The organism is Sorangiineae bacterium MSr11954 (genome assembly GCA_037157815.1).
Taxonomy (GTDB): Bacteria; Myxococcota_A; Polyangia; order Polyangiales; family Polyangiaceae; genus Pendulispora; species Pendulispora albinea.
Map to the genome: position 1 here is coordinate 6,589,915 of CP089984.1, position 16,933 is coordinate 6,606,847.

The following is a 16,933-nucleotide window of genomic DNA, read 5'->3' on the forward strand; positions in this document are numbered from 1 at the left end:
CACCATGCACGGGATCGTTCCTTATCGCGACGAAGACGCCGGCGACGTCTCGGCCCTCATGGACCAGATCGCCGAGCTCCCTTCGACGAGCGCCGAGTCGTTTCGCGCGTTTGCCGCGCTCCCCTTCAATCGAAGCGCGCGCGACTTCCGATTGCTGCGGGTCGAAGACCGCACAGTGGGCTTCGCGACCTCCACATTGCTCCACGATGGCGCGCTTCCCATCCGGCATTTTCGCATCGGGATCCACCCCGAGCACCGACGCCGTCGCCTCGGCACGCTGCTCTTGATGGAGATCCTGCGTCAAGATGCGCCAGCTGGGACCTTGCTCCAATGCAACAGCCAGCAAAGCTGGCAGGCGGGCAACGCGTTCCTCGAGCATGCCGGGTTTCGGGTGTCTCGCGTGGAACGGCTGATGCGCCGGGCGGTGCGGGGCACCGAGGCCTTCGCGCCCCCTGGCTTTCGCCTGCGCCCGGCGACCGCTCGGGACGATGCGGCCTGGATAGCGCTGCACGCCGAAGCCTATGGCGCGCGCGAGGACTTTACGAAGCTGACCCCCGAGCACCTGCACTCCGAGCGTGGCTGCCCGGGCTTCGACCTGCGGGTGGCCGAGCGCGACGGCGACGTCGTCGGTTATTGCCACGCCATGCACCTCGAAGGCCGCGAGGCCCTCATCCAGAGCCTCGTCGTACGCTCCGACGTGCGCGGGCGCGGGCTCGGGGCGGCGCTCCTGTCCTCGAGCCTTCGCGCCCTCGCATCGTCGTCCTTCGACACCGCGTCGCTCAATGTGGTGTCGACCGAGCATGCCGCCATCTCCGTCTACGAGCGTTTGGGCTTCGAGACGTACGACCAAATGCTCACGTTTCAGCAACCTCTGAGCGCAGCAAGGAGCACATCATGAGCCTTCCCCGCATCGATGAAATCGGAATTCAACCTGCCCATGTCGCCTGGGACCTCGCGGACGACCCCGGTGACAACGCGGCGCTCTTGGGCGAGGTGCACGCGACCGAGGAGCGGCGAACGCTGCTCGCGTTTCTGCGAAAGGAGGTGCCGGTCGCCAAGACGTGCAAGGCATTCCTCCGCGCTCCCTACTGCCGTCCGACCATCCACCGGCGGACCATCTACTTGCAGCTGGAAGACGGCGGCGTGTTCGCCATCAAGGGCACCGAGCCCCACGCCGGCGATCTGCGCGAGGAGGTCCGTTACCTCGAGGCGATGCGCGCTCCTTTCTATGCCTCGATGCTCAATGATTTTGCGCTGTCCGAGCACAAGGTACCGATGGCGATGACCCTCGATGAAGCCATGGCCGAAGCGCATACGACGCTCGCGTTCCAACGTCGTTACGTCCAGTGGTTCGGGCGCGTGGCGCGCATGCCGTTGCACGTGCTCGTCTACCGTTGGGGCGCGGACGTCCAGGAGCGTCTGCTCGATGCGGTGCTGCCATCCCTCTGCGCGACCGCGCAGCGCGGAACGCGGCGCCTCGTTTCGGAGGGCCTCGGCGCGCTCGTGTACTACTATCCGAGCTTGCCGCTTCGAGCCTCGCAACAAGCGGCCGACAAAATCGCTCCCCTCTCGCAAATCGGCGGCCTCGGGTTGCCGTTCGGCACCGGCATCCACGACCGCGCCGGCGCCTCCTTCGCGAGCCGCTTCGAGGCCCTGCAAGAGCGCAGCGACCCGTGGAATGTCGTGCAGTCCTGGATCGCGCTGCTCGCGGACATGCTGATGATCGGCTACTTTCCGCTGCACACGTACTTCATGGGGCACTGCCTTCAAGCACAGAACCTGTGCATCGACGGGGGCGTAGCCGACACCGACTCCTTGCACCCCATGGCGGGCCTGCCGGACGACACGTTCTACGAGCTGTTCGCGCAAAGCGTCGGGGAGCTCACCAAGGGGAGCGTGGTTTACATCACGGGCACGTACATCGGGCGCTATACGGATCAACTGATCGGCGTCACGATATGGCAGCTGCTTCACGAACAATTGCGCACGCGCATCCGTGAACGGGCTCCGGAGGATCCGCGGCTGGCTCGCCTGATGAGCGCCCCGCCCCTCGAGCTACTCGATCGGGTTCTGCGGGCGACCTTGACCGGTCACGTCCCCTCCAACGCGCCGATCATCGGCTAAACCCATATCCTCGTGGGCTCGCCCGCGCCACCCTTCGCGATCATGTGCGCGCACGCCACGCCGCCCCAGTGTACCGGGAACCGCTGCTGGTACGCTCGATTGGTACAGTTTCGGTACATGGGAGTGCGGCTCCGTGGCTTCTTCTTCGCAAAAAGAGGCGGCTCGAACGCGGCACGGCTCTTGATTGGCGGAGCGCGCGAAAGGAGCGCTCCATGGCATTCAGTAAGTCACGTTTTGGAACGGGTATATCGGTCGTAGCCGTCGCATTGGGAGTAATGGTACTCGAGGCGCAAGCCGCAAAAGCTTCTCCGGCGGACACGGTACCCTCCGCCGACGACTTTGCCGCCCAGGGATGCGAGCTGGTTCGCCACAAGGTGTACCTCGGACGGCATATCAATACGTGGCGGTGCGACGATTTTCGCATGCACGGACAAATTTCCAACGCACGAAAAGGGGATTCCGTGTGGCTCGCGGCGACGCCGGAGAACAAAGCCTATGTCCCGGACGGGTCGACGTTCGCCAACACCGCCTCCGATGTCGCGGTTGGCGATCAGAGCTGCGGCCAGGTCGTCGGATTCCCAGTGGATTGCAACTGAGCGGCCCTCCTCGGGCGCGAATGGCAAAGCGAAATTCCAGCATGAAATCGAACCAAAAGAAGTCGCGTATCGTCATCGGCGCCGTACTCTGCGCGGCCGCCGCCGGCGCATTCATGGCGCGCCCGTCGAGGGCGCAGGCATCCGTCGAAGCCGGGCCCACGGAGGAGGATTTCCTGGCGCGAGGGTGCTCGCTGCGGAAGCAGAAGATCATCCAGGGACGCCACCTCAATTTGTGGGCGTGTGATATCAATTCCTACCATGGACAGATCGCGAGCGCACGAGCGGGAGACTCGGTGTGGGCTTCGTTCGCTCCTGGGGAGAAGTTCTACGTGCAAGCAGGGAACACCTTCGTAAACACCCGCGATTACCAATCGCTCCCGACAGTCTGCGGGCGGATCGCCGATACGGGATTTTCGGACTGCACGGACTGACGCGCGCCCTGGCCCGTCCGTCTCGGCGCAACTTGGATAGCAGGTCGAACGGCGAGCCGATGGGCTCGTCGTTCGACCACGACTTGCTTGCCTTATTTTACTCCCCAATCACGCTCGTCGAGAGGATGCGGCGGGCGACCTTGACCGGTCGCATCGGCTCCGGCCGACAGATCGAAGGTTTGGACGAGCTGGTCGATGATGGCCACCGCCTCGTGGCCTTTGGCCGTCAGCGCATAGAGGTTGCGGCCCCAGCGGGCCTCGCGTTGGGAGGTCAGGAAGCCCGCTTGCTCCAGCAGGCGAAGCGTACGCGTCAGCGTGTGGGCAGAGGCGCCCGTGACGCGGCGCAGCTCGTTGAAGTGGATTTCGCCCGCGCCGAGGGCCTTGAGGATTTCGGCGCGGAAGCGGCCGCCGAGCAGGGTTAGCTTTTCCTCGACCGTGCAGCGGCCGTTCTCGCCTTTGGGCATGGGTTCTCCTCGCTCGTGCTCTAGTTACGGAGATGTAACTCCTTGTGGGGTGCCCAGGCCAGCCTCACTCTCGGCCTGCGAGCGGCACCGGGTCTTCGGTGGGTCCGCTCGAAATCGGCAACGCCAAACACGACGACCACGAGGAGCGAGCCATGCAAGACGTGAGAAAACCGGAAGACATGAACGAAGTATTCATTCGCACCTTCAACGAGGGCAAGATCGACGCGCTCATGGAACTTTACGAGCCCGGTGCGGTGAGCGTCGCGCAGGATGGAAGCCCCCTGCACGGGCTGGATGGGATTCGTGCGGAGCTCGTAGGGTTGCTGGCGCTCGGCGGAAAGATGGAAGGGAAGAATCGCTATGCGTTGACGTTCGACGGCGTCGCGCTGCTCAGCGCGAACTGGACGCTGACCGCGAAGACCCCCGACGGTGCGCCCCTCGTCGTCCAAGGGCGCACCACAGAGGTGATCCGACGCCAGCCCGATGGGCGCTGGCTCTACATCATCGATCATCCCACCGGCGCTTAGTCACGCACGCGACACGCGCACCGCCCCGCGGCCGCGAGCATCACGCCCCCGCGACCCGCATGGATACTTCGACGTCGCTGGCGAAGGGGACGGAGAGGTAGCCGCTTCCGGCGGCGCGGATGTTCGCCAGAAACTCGGGGTTGTGGTCGGCGTTGTCGGCTACGACCAAGGCGCCGGGGGACAGGCGGGGTTCGAGGAGGGCGAGGATGCGCGGGTAGAGCACCTTGGCGCCGTCGAGGAGGACCAGGTCGATGGAGTCGGGGAGATCGCGCGCGAGGGACTCGAGGGCATCGCCTTCGCGGATTTCGACGAGATCGGAGAGGCCGGCGGCCTTTAGGTTTTCGCGCGCCTGGGCGGCTTTGCTGGGCTCGAACTCGCTGCCGATGAGGCGCCCGCCACCGTTGTCCTTCAGCGCGGCGGCGAGGTGCACGGTCGAGATGCCGAACGATGTGCCGAACTCCACGATCGAACGAGCGCGCGAGGTGCGCGCGAGCATGTAGAGCAGCGTCCCCGTCTCGGCCGACACGGGGAGGTACATGTTCTTCGCCTGGCTGTAGAAGGCGCGGTAGTTGGAGTTGGCGCGGTTCAGCGCGGAGGCGCGCGCTTCGGGGGAGAGGCTCGCGTACTCCGCGCGGATGCCGGCGTCGGCGGCTTCGGCTTGGGCGAAGAGGCGGGTGAGGAGCGTGGAGACGGGGGCAGTCGTGAGGGTGTTCATTTCGTTCGATCCTCGTTGCGATGGGGTTTCATTGCGACCTTGGATAGAATACGAAGGATCCTTCGCGTTCGTTCTTCGCGTTCGGAGTGACCCATGCCCAAGGCTTCGAGACCGCTGATCGCATCGAGAAACAAGCCGCGCCAAGCGCGTTCGGCCCAGCTGGTTCAGGACATTTTGGAGGCGGCCATTCGTGTTTTGACGCGCGAAGGAGCGAGGCGCTTCACCACGGTGCGCGTGGCCGAAGAGGCAGGCGTGAGCGTGGGCTCGCTCTACCAGTACTTCCCCAACAAGGAAGCGCTCCTCTTTCGCCTGCAGGCCGACGAGTGGATCGAGACGCGGATCATCATGGATTCGATCTTCGGCGATGCGCGGCTCTCGCCGCCGGATCGCCTTCGCCGCGCGACCCTCACCTTCTTTCGCTCCGAGCTCGAAGAGGCGCCGGTGCGCGGGGCGCTCGACGATGCGGGCGCGCTCTTTCGCGATGCCCCCGAGGCGCACGAGCTCAAAGCCACCGCCATGCGCAGCGTGTTCGCGTTCATGGAGGAGGCGCTGCCATCGGCGTCACCGAAAGAGCGCGCGTTCGCCGCGGAGTTCGTCATGACGAACATGGCGGCGGTCGCGGAACGGATCACCAAACAGGGCCTCTCGCGCGCCGAGGTCGATGCCTGGGCGAAGACCAGCGCCGAGATGTATTGCATGTACCTCGAGAACCTCGAGAAGGCCGCTCAGAAGAAGCGCGCCGCGCGAGCCGCCGAGCGCTCGTGAGCGCTTCACCGGTCGCGGCCGGATGGCCCATGGTGGCGGCCGCCGCAACGAAACCGACCGGCGTCATCCTCTTTATCCTCTTTATCGCTGCTCGAGGACGCTCCCAGCGTGCGTGTCCAACTTGCCCGGCGTGGCAAAAAAACGCGCACGCGCGGTGTGGAGGTCACGACGCAGCATGGCCCCATTCCCGGGATAGCCCGAGATCGGCGCGTGATCGCGGGCATGCCCAGAGGTGGCTTGGTTAATGCTCAGGGCGCGAAGGATGAAACGCGTTGGCACCATCCTCGTTGCGCTTTCTTCGATTCTGGCCCTCGCGGGGTGTTCGGCCGAACGTGCGGGCGATTCCGATGTGGAAGTGTCGACGAATACGCAGCTTACCGATACGAATGCGAGCTCGGGGTTCTTCGTTGTCACGCGTAAGGACGTCCGCCGGTGTGCATCGCCGATGTGCGGCGGGTGGTTCGTCAAGCGCGTGAACGAAGCGGAGACGCGTTGTGCGGACGGCACTCTGCAGGCCGAGTGCTATGTCTCCTCGATCGAGCTCGGGAACCTCGGGTTGTCCCAAGAAGAGCGCGACACGACCCTCGCCGCGCTCACCGGCGGCCAAGGGCTCGTCCAAGCGACCCTGACCGACACGAGCTTCGGCACCCTCGATGCGAGCAACGCATGGGTCGGCGCCACCGGATCGACGGCGACGGGGACATTCTTCCTCGTGGCCGACAATGGCACCCGCTGCGTCACCACGCCCTGTCCCTCCATCACCGCGTCCGAGCTAAACGAGCCGGCGGGTGGTGAAACGCACAACGTCCTAGACGTGGTGCTCGATCGGACCCCAAAACCGGCGAGTCAGGAATCGCTCGAGGCGGCGTCGCAGGCGCTCGCCACCCAAGAAGGTTTGCTCGTCGCGGGCTCGCTCCTTCTACCCAAGTGCGCGCCCAATACCGACTGTGGACCCAAGGTGATCGCCTCGGAGTTCTACCTCTCCGTTACCAACCACCCCGTGGCGAACCGCGAGGGTGCGGAGTGCGGCACATTGGCCGGATTGCCGTGTGGTCCGGGACAATTCTGCTTTTGGGAATCCGGCGCGATGTGCGGCGCGGCCGACGCACCGGGCAAATGCATTTACCCGCCCAGCCATTGCACGTCGAACGTGCAGCCGGTGTGCGGGTGCGACGGCAAAACGTACTCGAACCCATGCATCGCCGCGTCGCAGAGAGCTTCCGTATTCCAAGAGGGCGCGTGCCCCTGAGGGCGCGCCCATGACCGAAGCGGCAATCGTCGCTGATTGACATCCGAGGGCCCTCCAGGAGCCCCGATCCGTCCGTGACATAATCGCCATTCATTTCGCAATTCACTATCGGGGACGCCCCGGAATACGCATCATGCTGCTTGGATGTCGCCCGCTGGGGCACATCGGAGATTGCCCGTTCGCGGGCACAGGAGAGAACCCTATGAACTCGAGAATCTCGGCCGTGGTCCGCGCGGCCCGCCTCGTTGGATGCACCTTCGCGCTGGGCGGCGCGGTCATTGCGTGCGGGGTGGACGCTTCGGAGCGTGCGTCGTCGATGGCCGACGGCGCCAGCTCGGACGATGCGAAGCAAAAGGGGCGCGCGGCCGGGGTGGATGGCGTCTCCGAGGAGGCGGCCGGCGTGTGCGGGCCGAGCGGACCGCCGGACGGCGCCGTGTTGTGGAACTCCGATTTGAAGTCGGCCAGCCATTTCGAGTCATCGAGCATCGCGAGCGACGCGGCGGGCAACGTCTTCCACGCGCGCCGGGACACGGGCGTGGACAAGTTGAGCCCCGATGGGGTGTTGCTCTGGCACCTTGCGTTTGGCAACGTGGTCACGGCCCATGCGCAAGGTGACGCGTACGTCGGCTCGGGCAGCGCCGCCGCGGAGGCCAAGGTCACGAAGCTCGATGCCTCCGGGGCCACCCTTTGGTCGCTCGCCGTCGGCAACGGCACACCTCAGAGCATCGCCGTCGCGGCGGATCGAAGCGTGCTCATATCCGGCCAGGGGCTCGGCACCATCCGGCTCGATGCGCAAGGGCAGGTGCAGTGGACCAAGCCGTTTGGCGGCTATGTCGCCTTCTCGGCATCGGGCGATGCCCTCGTCACCGGCTCGTTCGAGGGGACCATCGATCTGGGCGCTGGCCCCGTGGTCAGCCGCGGCCGGGAGGATGCCTTCATCGTGCGGCTGTCATCGGAGGGCACGCATCGTTGGAGCCACATCCTCGGTGATGCGGATCTCCCCATCGCGCGGCCTGGTAGCAGCGGCGGTACCGTGACCTCGCCCTCGGACCAACAAGGAAAAGGGATCGCCGAAGCGCCCAATGGCGATGTGGTGGTGACGGGATTTGCGCACAACAGCATCAAACTGTTCGGCAACGATCTCGCGACGCCCTACTCGAACTACGTCGGCGAGCTGCCGCTGGCCTATGTTGCGCGCCTCGATCCCACCGGCAACGTGCTCTGGAAGACGCACGGGTTCACGTTCCGCGATGTGCGCGGTCTTGCGGTGGACCCGAGCGGCAACGCCATCGTGAGCGGCGGGACCATCGGCAATACCCGACCTTACGTCCTTTCGTGGTTCAAGAAGTACGATCCATCGGGCGGCACCGTCTGGGAGTTCTCCGAAAGGTTCGGTTCGGGTTACGCGGACGCCGTGACCACCGATGGCTGCGGAAACATCCTTCTCGCGCTGGTGACGACCCCGCGCCCGACGGAGTACCCTCACGCCCACGTGGCAAAGCTCCGTCCTTGAGTCCTCGAGCGCGAGGCTTTGCAAGGCGGGCGCGTCGAGTGATGGCTTGCATGCATGCGTCGGCCGTTCGTGCGCGCGTGTTGCGTCGGCCGTTCGTGCGTGCGTGTTGCATCGCAACGTGCAGCTTCGCGCAACGGCCCATGCAACCTTCCCTCGCATCATCGTGATCGAAAATTTGCGATGGGTCTACCGCGGCTCGCCTGCGTGCGCATCATGAGAACCGGATGCCGCTCGCTTGGAGCGGAGGAGGAACCATGAACTCGAGAACGTCGTTCATCCGCAGCACCCGTCACATCGGATGCGCGCTCGCCCTCGGCGGCGGTGTCATCGCGTGCGGAATGGACTCTTCGGAGAGCTCACCATCGGGCACGCGCTTGGATGGCGAAAATCAACACGGGCTCGCGGTCGGAGCGGACGACGGCGCGCGCAACGAGCCCGCGGCCGCGTGCGGGCCGAGCGTTCCGCCCGACGGCGCCCAACTGTGGAAGTACGATCTCGGGGTGACGGGCTCCCTCGAGCCCGCGACCGTCGCGGGCGACGCGGCGGGCAACGTCTTTCACGCGAGCAAAGCCACCGGCGTGAACAAGTTGAGCCCCGATGGGGCGCTGCTCTGGCACGTGGCGTTTGGCGATGTGGTCGCGGCGCATGCGGAGGGAGACGCGTATGTCGGCTCGAGCAGCACCACCGCGGAGACCAAGGTGGCGAAGCTCGATGCGTCCGGGGCCACCGTTTGGTCGCGCGCCATCGGAAATGGCATCCCCCAGAGCATCGCCGTCGCAGCGGATCGAAGCGTGCTCGTATCCGGCCAGGGGCTCGGCACCATCCGGCTCGATGCGCAAGGGCAGGTGCAGTGGACCAAGCCGTTTGGCGGCTATGTCGCCTTCTCGACATCGGGCGATGCCCTCATCACCGGATCGTTCGAGGGGACCATCGATCTGGGCGGCGGCCCCGTGGTCAGTCGCGGCCGGGCGGATGCTTTCATCGTGCGGCTCACGGTGGACGGCACGCATCGCTGGAGCCACGTGCTGGGCGATGCGAATTTGCCCATCCAGCGGCCCGGCGGCACCGGCACGGTGACGCAACCCTCGGATCAACTCGGAAAAGGGATCGCCGAAGCGCCCAATGGCGACATTCTGGTGACGGGATATGCGCGCGACACCATCAAGCTATTTGGCGATGATATCGCCACGCCCTCCTCTCCGGATGTCGGGGTGCTCCCGCTGATCTATGTCGCGCGGCTCGACCGCACCGGCAACGTGCTTTGGAAGACGCGCGAGCTCACCTTCCGCGATGTGCGAGGGCTTGCGGTCGACCCGAGCGGCAATGCCATCGTGAGCGGGGGGACCATGGGCAACGTCCGACCTTACGTCCTCACGTGGATCAAGAAGTACAATCCATCGGGGGCCACGGTCTGGAAGCTCTCCGAAAAGTTCGGATCGGGATTTGCCGATAGCGTTGCGACGGACTACTGCGGAAACATCCTTCTCGGGCTGGAGACGGCGACGACGGTTGGCCCCAACGGCGTCATTCACGGCTACGTCGCGAAGCTCCGTCCTTGAACGGGACGTGCGCGCGCGTGCGCCAACGCACATTTAATTTTACGATGGACCTGTCATAACGCTCTTGAGTGCGCATCCTTCGAATCAGATGTCGCTCGCCTTCGGGCGAAGGAGGAACCATGAACTCGAAAGCTTCGTTCATCGGCACGCTCACGTGCTGCGCGTGCGCGCTCACCTTGGGCGCCACGGCCACCGGGTGCGGGATGGACGCTTCGGAAGGGGCGCCATCCGGCGCCGACTCGAATGACGAACTTCAACAAGGGCTCGCGCTCGAATCGGCGGCACGGTGCCCGCCGAGCGCGCCGCCCGACGGCGCCGTCCTGTGGCAACACGACTTTGGGATCACGCGATCCCTCACGCCGTCGAGCGTCGCGGTCGATCGCCAGGGCAATGTTTTTCACGCCAGCGCGCCCACGGGGGTGAACAAGCTGGACACCAACGGCGTCTCGCTCGAACCGGTGCTCCCCGGATCCCTCGTCGCCGTGGATGCACGCGGCGGCACGTATATCGGGTCCGCGCCCAGCGGCACCGAGGGCGCGAAGGTGACGAAGCGCAACGCGCGCGGCGTCATCGTTTGGTCGCGCGATCTCGGAGCCAATGCGCCTCAGAGCATCGCCGTGACACCCGAGCGAAACGTCCTCGTATCGGGGGACAAGCTTGGGACGGTCCAGCTCGACGCGGACGGGGATGTCGCGTGGACCAAGCCGTTCGGCGGTTATGTCGCCTCGGCCGCAAATGGTGAGGCGCTGATCACCGGGTGGTTCTTGGGAACCGTCGATTTTGGCGCCGGGCCCGTGGTGAGCAATCAAGGCGACGCGTTCATCGTCCGGCTGGGGGACGAGGGCGAGCTTCGATGGAGTCACATCCTGAGCGACGCGACCCTGCCCATCAACCGTCCGGGGGGCGGCGGCGGTGTCGTCACGCAACCCTCGGCGCAGATTGGAAAAAGGATCGCCGAGGCCCCCAATGGCGATGTCGTGGTCGCGGGGTACGCCAGCGATAGCATCAAGCTGTTCGGCGAGGATCTCGCGACCCCTGCGCCGCCCGACGTGGGCAGGCTCCCATTGGTCTATGTGGCCCGGCTCGACCGACGCGGGGCCGTCCTCTGGAAGACGCACCAGTATGCCTTCCGCGATGTGCGCGGTCTTACGGTCGACGTGCACGGCAATGTGATCGTGAGCGGCGGCACCATCGGTCATGCCCCACCCTTCGTTCGCACGTGGATCAAAAAGCTCGATCCAAAGGGCGGGCGCCTCTGGGAGCACGAAGAAACATTCGCCTCCGGTTACGGCTACGCCGATGCCGTCGCCACCGATCGCTGCGGAAACATCTTCCTCGCGCTGGAGGCCGCCGTCACCCCGGGACACGAGGACGTCCTTCACGGGTACTTGGCGAAGCTTCGTCCGTAGCGAACGACCTTCGAGGGCGCGCGCGACCGATCGCGGCATCACGAAAAAGCCGCGCGCGCCGACGGTGGGGGCTCGTCGCCGCGTGGCACCGGTAACACGATCGCAAAGCGCGCGCCGCGATCGTTCGGCCCCGTGTGGCACGCGATCGTGCCGCCGTGCGCCTCCACGATCTCGCGGGCGATGTAAAGGCCGATGCCCGAGCCGTGCACCACGGATTCCGCGTCGGGCCGATAGTGCTCGACGCGGAAGAACTTGTCGAAGATGCGTCGGCGAAACTCCTCGGGTACGCCGGGACCGGTGTCCGTGATCGTGACGCGCACGGCATCGCCGTCACCATCGCTCGGCGCGTCGCCGCTCGGCGCGTCGCCGCTCGGCGCGTTGCCGCTCGAAACGTCGCCGCTCGGTGCGTCGCCGCTCGAAACGTTGCCGCTCGGCGCCTTGCCGTTCGAAACGTTGCCGCTCGAAACGTTGCCGCTCGGCGCGTCGCCGCTCGGCGCCTTGCCGTTCGAAACGTTACCGCTTGGCGCGTTGCCGCTCGGTGCGTTGCCGCTCGGCGCGTTGCAACTCGAAACGTCGGCGGCACCCGCGGGTTCGACGGTAATGGAAATTGCACCCCCGGGCGGAGTGTATTTGGCCGCATTGCGAAGCACATTGGAGAAGACCACCGTCAGGCGCGCCGCGTCCCCCCAAATCCGGCGCGGCGCGTCCTGGCTCATGGCGAGCCGGATGGGGATGCTCGCCTCGTCGCAAATCGCCTGAATGGCGGCCATCGCCTGCCGAAGCAAGGCTTCGACGTCCACCGGTTCGCGGTGAAGCCGAAGCTGTCCGGCTTCGATGCGCGTCAGGTCGAGGAACTCGCCCACGGTGGTCGCGAGCTGCTCCACCCCGAGCAGCGCCGTCGCCAAGAGCTCGCGATCGGTGGCATCCAGGCGCGCCGCGCGCTCCTCCAAGAGGAGCAACGTCATGCGCAAGGTGGTGAGCGGCGTGCGGAGCTCGTGCGAGGCGACGGCCACCAGCTCCATGCGCATCTCGTCCAGGCGCACCAGATCGGTGACGTCGGACAAAAGAAGCACGGCGCCGTAGCGCACCCCGTCCTGCTTCGTCTCCGCCCGCTCGATCGTCACGATGCGCGGCAAGAGCCGACGGTGCTCCTCGCGGATGCGCACCGCCAAGGACCGGGACAGATCCAGAGGCACGTTCGCGACCTCGCCACGCAAGGCATGCGCCACGGCATCGCGGACGCCCTCGGGGAGCGGCAGCTCGCCCACGTGCTGCGCCGGTGCGCCGTGGAGCGCACGCATCACGTCGGCCGCGCGCGGGTTGGCCGAGGAGACGCCCCCGCCGGGCTCGATGACGACCACCGCATCGGGGAGCGCCGCCAAGGTGGCCTCCAACGTCTCTTTGGCGGCGATCACCTCGCCGATGTTGGCGCGGCGAAACGCCTCGAGATCGTCGGCCATGCGGTTGAACCCCTCGGCGAGCTGCCCGAGCTCGTCGCGGCGCGGCGCCTTCAGCCGGCGCGTGAAATCGCCTTGCCGGAGCGCCTCCACGGCGCGCGACAGCTCGCCGATGGGCGAGAGGACCACGCGCGCCAGGTAGAACGCGACCACCAGCGAAAGGAGCAGCGCCGCGCCGAAGACGCAGGCGAGGATCTGCACCGCTTGCCGCGCCTGATCGCGCGCCCACGCGGCCACCTCCTGCGACGAGCGAAAGTGATCCTCGCGGATGCGCGCGGCGTGCGCGACCGCGTGACGGAGGAGCGGATTGACGTCCTCGTGGTAGCGGACGCGCGCAGCGCCGTCGTCATCGAGCGCGCGCGGGGCTCTGCGTGCCGACGCGCTCTCGACCAAGGTGTCGCCGGCCGCGTGGTACGCCTCCACGTCGCGGCGGAGGGCGGCGGCCCGTTCGCGCTCCCGGGGCGCGTCGAGCAAGGCGCTGACCCGGGCGAGCGAGCGGGCGACGGCCAGGCGCCGGGCTTCGAGCTCGCGCCGGCCGCGTTGGGCATCGCCCAAGGTCAAAAGGAGCGCGTCGTCCTCGCGTTCGAGATCGCTGGCGAGCGTGCCGGTGGCTGCCGTGGTCTCCTCGCTGTCGCGCACCGTCGCGTCGACGACTTCGCTCACCCGCCGGAAGGCCGCCGCGCTCCACGCGCAGGGCCCTGCCGAGGTGGCGACCAAGAGCAGCCCCGCGACGAGAAAGCGGCTGCGAAGCCCCAGCGCCTTCATGTCAGGCCGTAGCGCTTTCGCTTCCTCTGCAAGGTGGTGCTGTCGATGCCGAGGATCTTGGCCGACGCCTCCAAGGTCGGCGCGCGCGCGATCACGCGGGCGATGTGCTCGCGCTCCAGCGCCTCGAGGCTGACGTCGGCGCCCAGCGCCACCTCCCCTGCCCCGCCGCCGCCGCGCGCGCCCGGCTCGTTCGGATCGGCGGCCTCGGGGATGCCGAGATCCTCCGGCTCGATGCGCGGACCTGGCGAGAGGATCACCGCGCGCTCCACCGCGTTTCGAAGCTCGCGCAGGTTGCCGGGCCAGGGGTGGGCGGCGATGGCGCGCTCCGAGGCCTCGGAGATCGCGAGCTCGGGGCGGTGCTGCCGCAGCTTGGCGCGCTCGAGGTAGTATTTCACGAGGCCGGGCACGTCCTCGCGGCGCTCGCGCACGGGCGGCAGGGTAAGGGTCACGACATTGAGGCGAAAGAGCAGGTCCTCGCGAAACCGCCCGGCACGAACGTCGTCCTCCAGGGCGCGGTTGGTGGCTGCCACGATGCGAACGTCGGCGTGCCGCTCTTTGCTTTCGCCGACGCGCTCGTACGTCTGATCGTTCAAGAAGCGCAGGAGGCGCACCTGGGCATCGGCCGAGAGATCGCCGACCTCGTCGAGGAAGAGCGTTCCACCTTCGGCCTCTTGCACCTTGCCGCGCGCATCGGAGATGGCGCCGGTGAACGCGCCCTTGCGATGGCCGAACAAGGTGCTGTTCATCAGCTCCACCGACAGCGCGGGGCAATTGACGGCGATGAACGGGCCCTCGGCCCGCGGGCTGCGCATCCACACCCAGCGCGCGAGCACGTTCTTGCCCGTACCGCTCTCGCCGCGCAAGAGAACCGGAACGGTGCTCTTGGCCGCGCGGGCCAAAAGCTTCATCACGCTCCAGAACGCGGGGCTCTCCGTCTCGAAGCAATCGTCGTCGGCGCCCGCTTGCTCGAGCCGCACCTGCGCCTCGGCGAGCTTGCGTTTGAGCCGCACCGACTCCAGCGCGCGCCCCACCGCGTGCCGCACCTGGGCCGGCGTAAATGGCTTTGGAAGATAATCCGACGCGCCGCGCTTCATCGCCTCCACCGCCGTCTCGAAGGTGGCGAAGGCCGTGATGACGATGATGGCCGCGTCGGGCTGCCGCCGAAGGAGATCGGGGATGGCCTCGATGCCGGAGTCGGAGCCGAGCCACAAGTCGAGCAGCACCACGTCGAAGCGCGCGCGATCCAGCGCCTCGACCGCCGCCTTCGCGCTGCCCACGCCGAGCACACGCGCGCCATCCGCCTCGAGGCAAAGACGGAGCGACTGACGAACGCCGGGATCGTCGTCGACCACCAACACGGACCAGGATGCGGTCTCCATCCCTTACAGGATAGCGTCCGCGCCCGCGCGCACGTTCCGGCAAATTGCCGGAAGGGCAAGCGAGTCGATCGGGCAATTTGCCGTGACGAAACGCCGCATCCAAAGGCGCGACGGCACCGCTCGTACAGGCGGTTCACGAGCGATCGCGCGCGATTCGCCGGAGATGCGCCAGCGTCGCCCGAGATGCGCCAGCGATGCGCGAGCGATTCGCCCGAGATGCGCGGACGATTCGCCGGAGATACGCGAGCGATTTCGTCGGAGACGCGCGCGCGGATCGCGAGCGCCTTGCGTGCGCGCACCTCGAGCTCGCGTGGCATGGCGATGGCAATTGCCGCCGGGCATCATGACGACCGCCGCCACATTTCAAGAGCAGGTCCTTCGCGTGTGCGCCGACATTCGGGAGCACGCGCACTCGGATACGAGCGCGACGATTGACCTTTCCATCCACGATACGTCCCGTCTGGAGTGGACGGCCATCGTTCCGCTCGACACCCCCGATTACGAGCTCGAGGTCGAGCTCGAGCTGCCCGCGAGCGCGGCCGCCCCCGAGAACCCTTGGACGCACATGCAGTCGCTGGCGCGCCTGGAGGCGAACGAAGCCAATTTGCGCCCCGACGATGGCTCCCTCGACGCGCTCCAGCGCCATGCGGTCGCCGTCGCGTCGCGCCTCGCGTGGTCCAGCGCGGGCTTCACGCGGCACTGCGAGCGCATCATGTCGTTCGCCGATCGGGAGATCCCATCCGGCGCCGCCCACACGCTGATGCTCTGGCTCGACGCAGCCCTCGCCCGCTTCGATCCAACCCGGCGGGAGCTCGCGCGCACGAACGATGCGACCGACGCGACCGACGCGACCGACGCGACCGACGCGGCCGGCGCACCGCGCGCGCGAGGCGTGCGCGGTGCCACCGAGGGATCCGGCGCGCCCGGGATCGACGACGCGCTGGTGCGCGAGCGGGCGCTGGTGGACGAATATTGGAGCGCGCAGCTGGTGCACATGCTGACCTTCGCCGCCCAGTCGCTGGGCGAGGTGCGCCGCGCGCTGCCCCCGCGCGAGGACGTGGAGTCGGCGCTGCGTCCGGTGGAGGGACGCGTGTTCGACGCGCTCGCCCACGAGATGCGCTACCGGCGCGAGAACGGCTACATCGATCTCGAGGACGGCTTGCCCGCGTCCTTGGAGCGCTACATGGCGCGCTCGAGCCTCCTCAAGAAGCACTTTCAAGAGGCGCTCTTTCTCGAGCCCGACGGCTACCGGGTGCACGATCGCCTGCACACGTGGGTCTCGTCGCTGGTGGCCATCGTGGCGGGGATGTGGGCCTTCGTCTGGCAGCTCGTCCTCTTGCGCGATCACTCCGCCACCGCGTCGCGCGTGAGCTGGGGGTTGCTCGTCGTTTCGATCTTTGCAGGATGCATCTATGCCACGCGCGAGCGCATCAAGGAGGTCGGCCGCGCCTGGATCGAGGGCCGGGTGCATCGGTTCTACGCGCATCGGGTGGCGCGCTATCGGGCGCCCGCGCGCATGCTGCCGGGTCGCGACGTCCTGGTGAGCGCGCGCGAGTCGTTCGATCGAACCGACATCGCGCGCCCGGACGCGGCGGACGAAGGCGCCGATGTGGCGCTGGTCGCGCAGCGGCACACGGCGCTGCGCTTCGTGCACCGCGGAAAATTGCGCTCGGTCGATGCGGCGCGAAAGCTCGGCGCGACCGCCGTGCGCGAGCTCTTTCGCTACGATCTCTCGCCGCTCTTTCAGCAGCTGCACGACGAGGTCAAGCCGGTGGCGCTGCTCGACACGAAGCGGCGCGCCGTGCGCCTGGCCGGCGCCCCGCGTCTCTACCGTCTGCCGGTGCGGGTCACGCTCACCTTGGGATCGCGCCGCCGGGCACGGGTGCGCGAGCTCACGGCCGTGGTCGTCGTCGGCAAGAAGGGGCTGGTGCGCGTCGAGCGCCCATCGGGCGGGACGATTTTTTGATCGAGCCGTGACAA

15 protein-coding genes are annotated in these 16,933 nt (G+C 67.1%); 11 read left to right on the forward strand and 4 right to left on the reverse strand.

Translation table 11 applies throughout. The features are described 5' to 3' along the window. Positions 1-4: 4 nt before the first annotated feature. The 4 genes from LZC94_25365 (at position 5) to LZC94_25380 (ending at position 3,151) form a co-directional block, all read left to right on the forward strand. Entirely contained in the window at positions 5-898 is an 894-nt protein-coding gene (locus LZC94_25365) for a GNAT family N-acetyltransferase (GenBank protein ID WXB11192.1), read from the forward strand. Then, positions 895-2,124: a hypothetical protein gene (locus LZC94_25370; protein WXB11193.1), complete on the forward strand. Its 1,230-nt coding sequence runs from the start codon at positions 895-897 to the stop codon at positions 2,122-2,124. Before LZC94_25365 ends, LZC94_25370 begins: the two co-directional genes overlap by 4 nt. A 212-nt stretch (positions 2,125-2,336) precedes the next feature. Beyond that, positions 2,337-2,720 carry a hypothetical protein gene (locus tag LZC94_25375; protein WXB11194.1) on the forward strand — a complete coding sequence of 128 codons (384 nt, stop codon included), beginning with the start codon at positions 2,337-2,339 and terminating at the stop codon, positions 2,718-2,720. 41 nt (positions 2,721-2,761) lie between these two features. Then, positions 2,762-3,151 carry a hypothetical protein gene (locus LZC94_25380; protein WXB11195.1) on the forward strand — a complete coding sequence of 130 codons (390 nt, stop codon included), beginning with the start codon at positions 2,762-2,764 and terminating at the stop codon, positions 3,149-3,151. Between the two features lie 92 nt (positions 3,152-3,243). On the opposite strand, the gene LZC94_25385 is transcribed toward LZC94_25380, so the two are convergent. After that, positions 3,244-3,615 carry a helix-turn-helix transcriptional regulator gene (locus LZC94_25385; protein WXB11196.1) on the reverse strand — a complete coding sequence of 124 codons (372 nt, stop codon included), beginning with the start codon at positions 3,613-3,615 and terminating at the stop codon, positions 3,244-3,246. Positions 3,616-3,767: 152 nt separating this feature from the next. Between LZC94_25385 and LZC94_25390 the strand changes: the two genes are divergently transcribed. Next, positions 3,768-4,142, forward strand: coding sequence for a nuclear transport factor 2 family protein (locus LZC94_25390; protein ID WXB11197.1), 375 nt, complete (start codon positions 3,768-3,770; stop codon positions 4,140-4,142). A 40-nt stretch (positions 4,143-4,182) separates the two neighbouring features. Here the strand turns inward: LZC94_25390 and LZC94_25395 are convergent, their stop codons facing one another. Then, complete coding sequence (locus tag LZC94_25395) at positions 4,183-4,857, reverse strand: class I SAM-dependent methyltransferase (GenBank protein WXB11198.1); 675 nt, start codon at positions 4,855-4,857, stop codon at positions 4,183-4,185. A gap of 93 nt (positions 4,858-4,950) precedes the next feature. Between LZC94_25395 and LZC94_25400 the strand changes: the two genes are divergently transcribed. The 5 genes from LZC94_25400 (at position 4,951) to LZC94_25420 (ending at position 11,352) form a co-directional block, all read left to right on the forward strand. Next, positions 4,951-5,622: a TetR family transcriptional regulator gene (locus tag LZC94_25400; protein ID WXB11199.1), complete on the forward strand. Its 672-nt coding sequence runs from the start codon at positions 4,951-4,953 to the stop codon at positions 5,620-5,622. 262 nt (positions 5,623-5,884) lie between these two features. Beyond that, on the forward strand, positions 5,885-6,871 hold the full coding sequence (locus LZC94_25405) for a Kazal-type serine protease inhibitor (GenBank protein WXB11200.1): 987 nt from the start codon (positions 5,885-5,887) through the stop codon (positions 6,869-6,871). 202 nt (positions 6,872-7,073) lie between these two features. Continuing rightward, positions 7,074-8,384, forward strand: a complete 1,311-nt coding sequence (locus LZC94_25410; protein WXB11201.1) for a hypothetical protein — start codon at positions 7,074-7,076, stop codon at positions 8,382-8,384. 254 nt (positions 8,385-8,638) lie between these two features. After that, a complete protein-coding gene (locus LZC94_25415; protein WXB11202.1) occupies positions 8,639-9,943 on the forward strand; it encodes a PQQ-binding-like beta-propeller repeat protein in 1,305 nt (434 codons plus the stop codon). A gap of 119 nt (positions 9,944-10,062) precedes the next feature. Next, entirely contained in the window at positions 10,063-11,352 is a 1,290-nt protein-coding gene (locus LZC94_25420; GenBank protein ID WXB11203.1) for a hypothetical protein, read from the forward strand. A gap of 38 nt (positions 11,353-11,390) precedes the next feature. Here the strand turns inward: LZC94_25420 and LZC94_25425 are convergent, their stop codons facing one another. Continuing rightward, a complete protein-coding gene (locus tag LZC94_25425; GenBank protein WXB11204.1) occupies positions 11,391-13,574 on the reverse strand; it encodes an ATP-binding protein in 2,184 nt (727 codons plus the stop codon). Beyond that, entirely contained in the window at positions 13,571-14,953 is a 1,383-nt protein-coding gene (locus LZC94_25430) for a sigma-54 dependent transcriptional regulator (GenBank protein ID WXB11205.1), read from the reverse strand. The genes LZC94_25425 and LZC94_25430 overlap by 4 nt, the downstream gene beginning before the upstream one ends. Before the next feature lie 343 nt (positions 14,954-15,296). On the opposite strand from LZC94_25430, the gene LZC94_25435 reads away from it, so the two are divergent. Beyond that, a complete protein-coding gene (locus LZC94_25435; GenBank protein ID WXB11206.1) occupies positions 15,297-16,919 on the forward strand; it encodes a tetraspanin family protein in 1,623 nt (540 codons plus the stop codon). Positions 16,920-16,933: the final 14 nt, after the last annotated feature.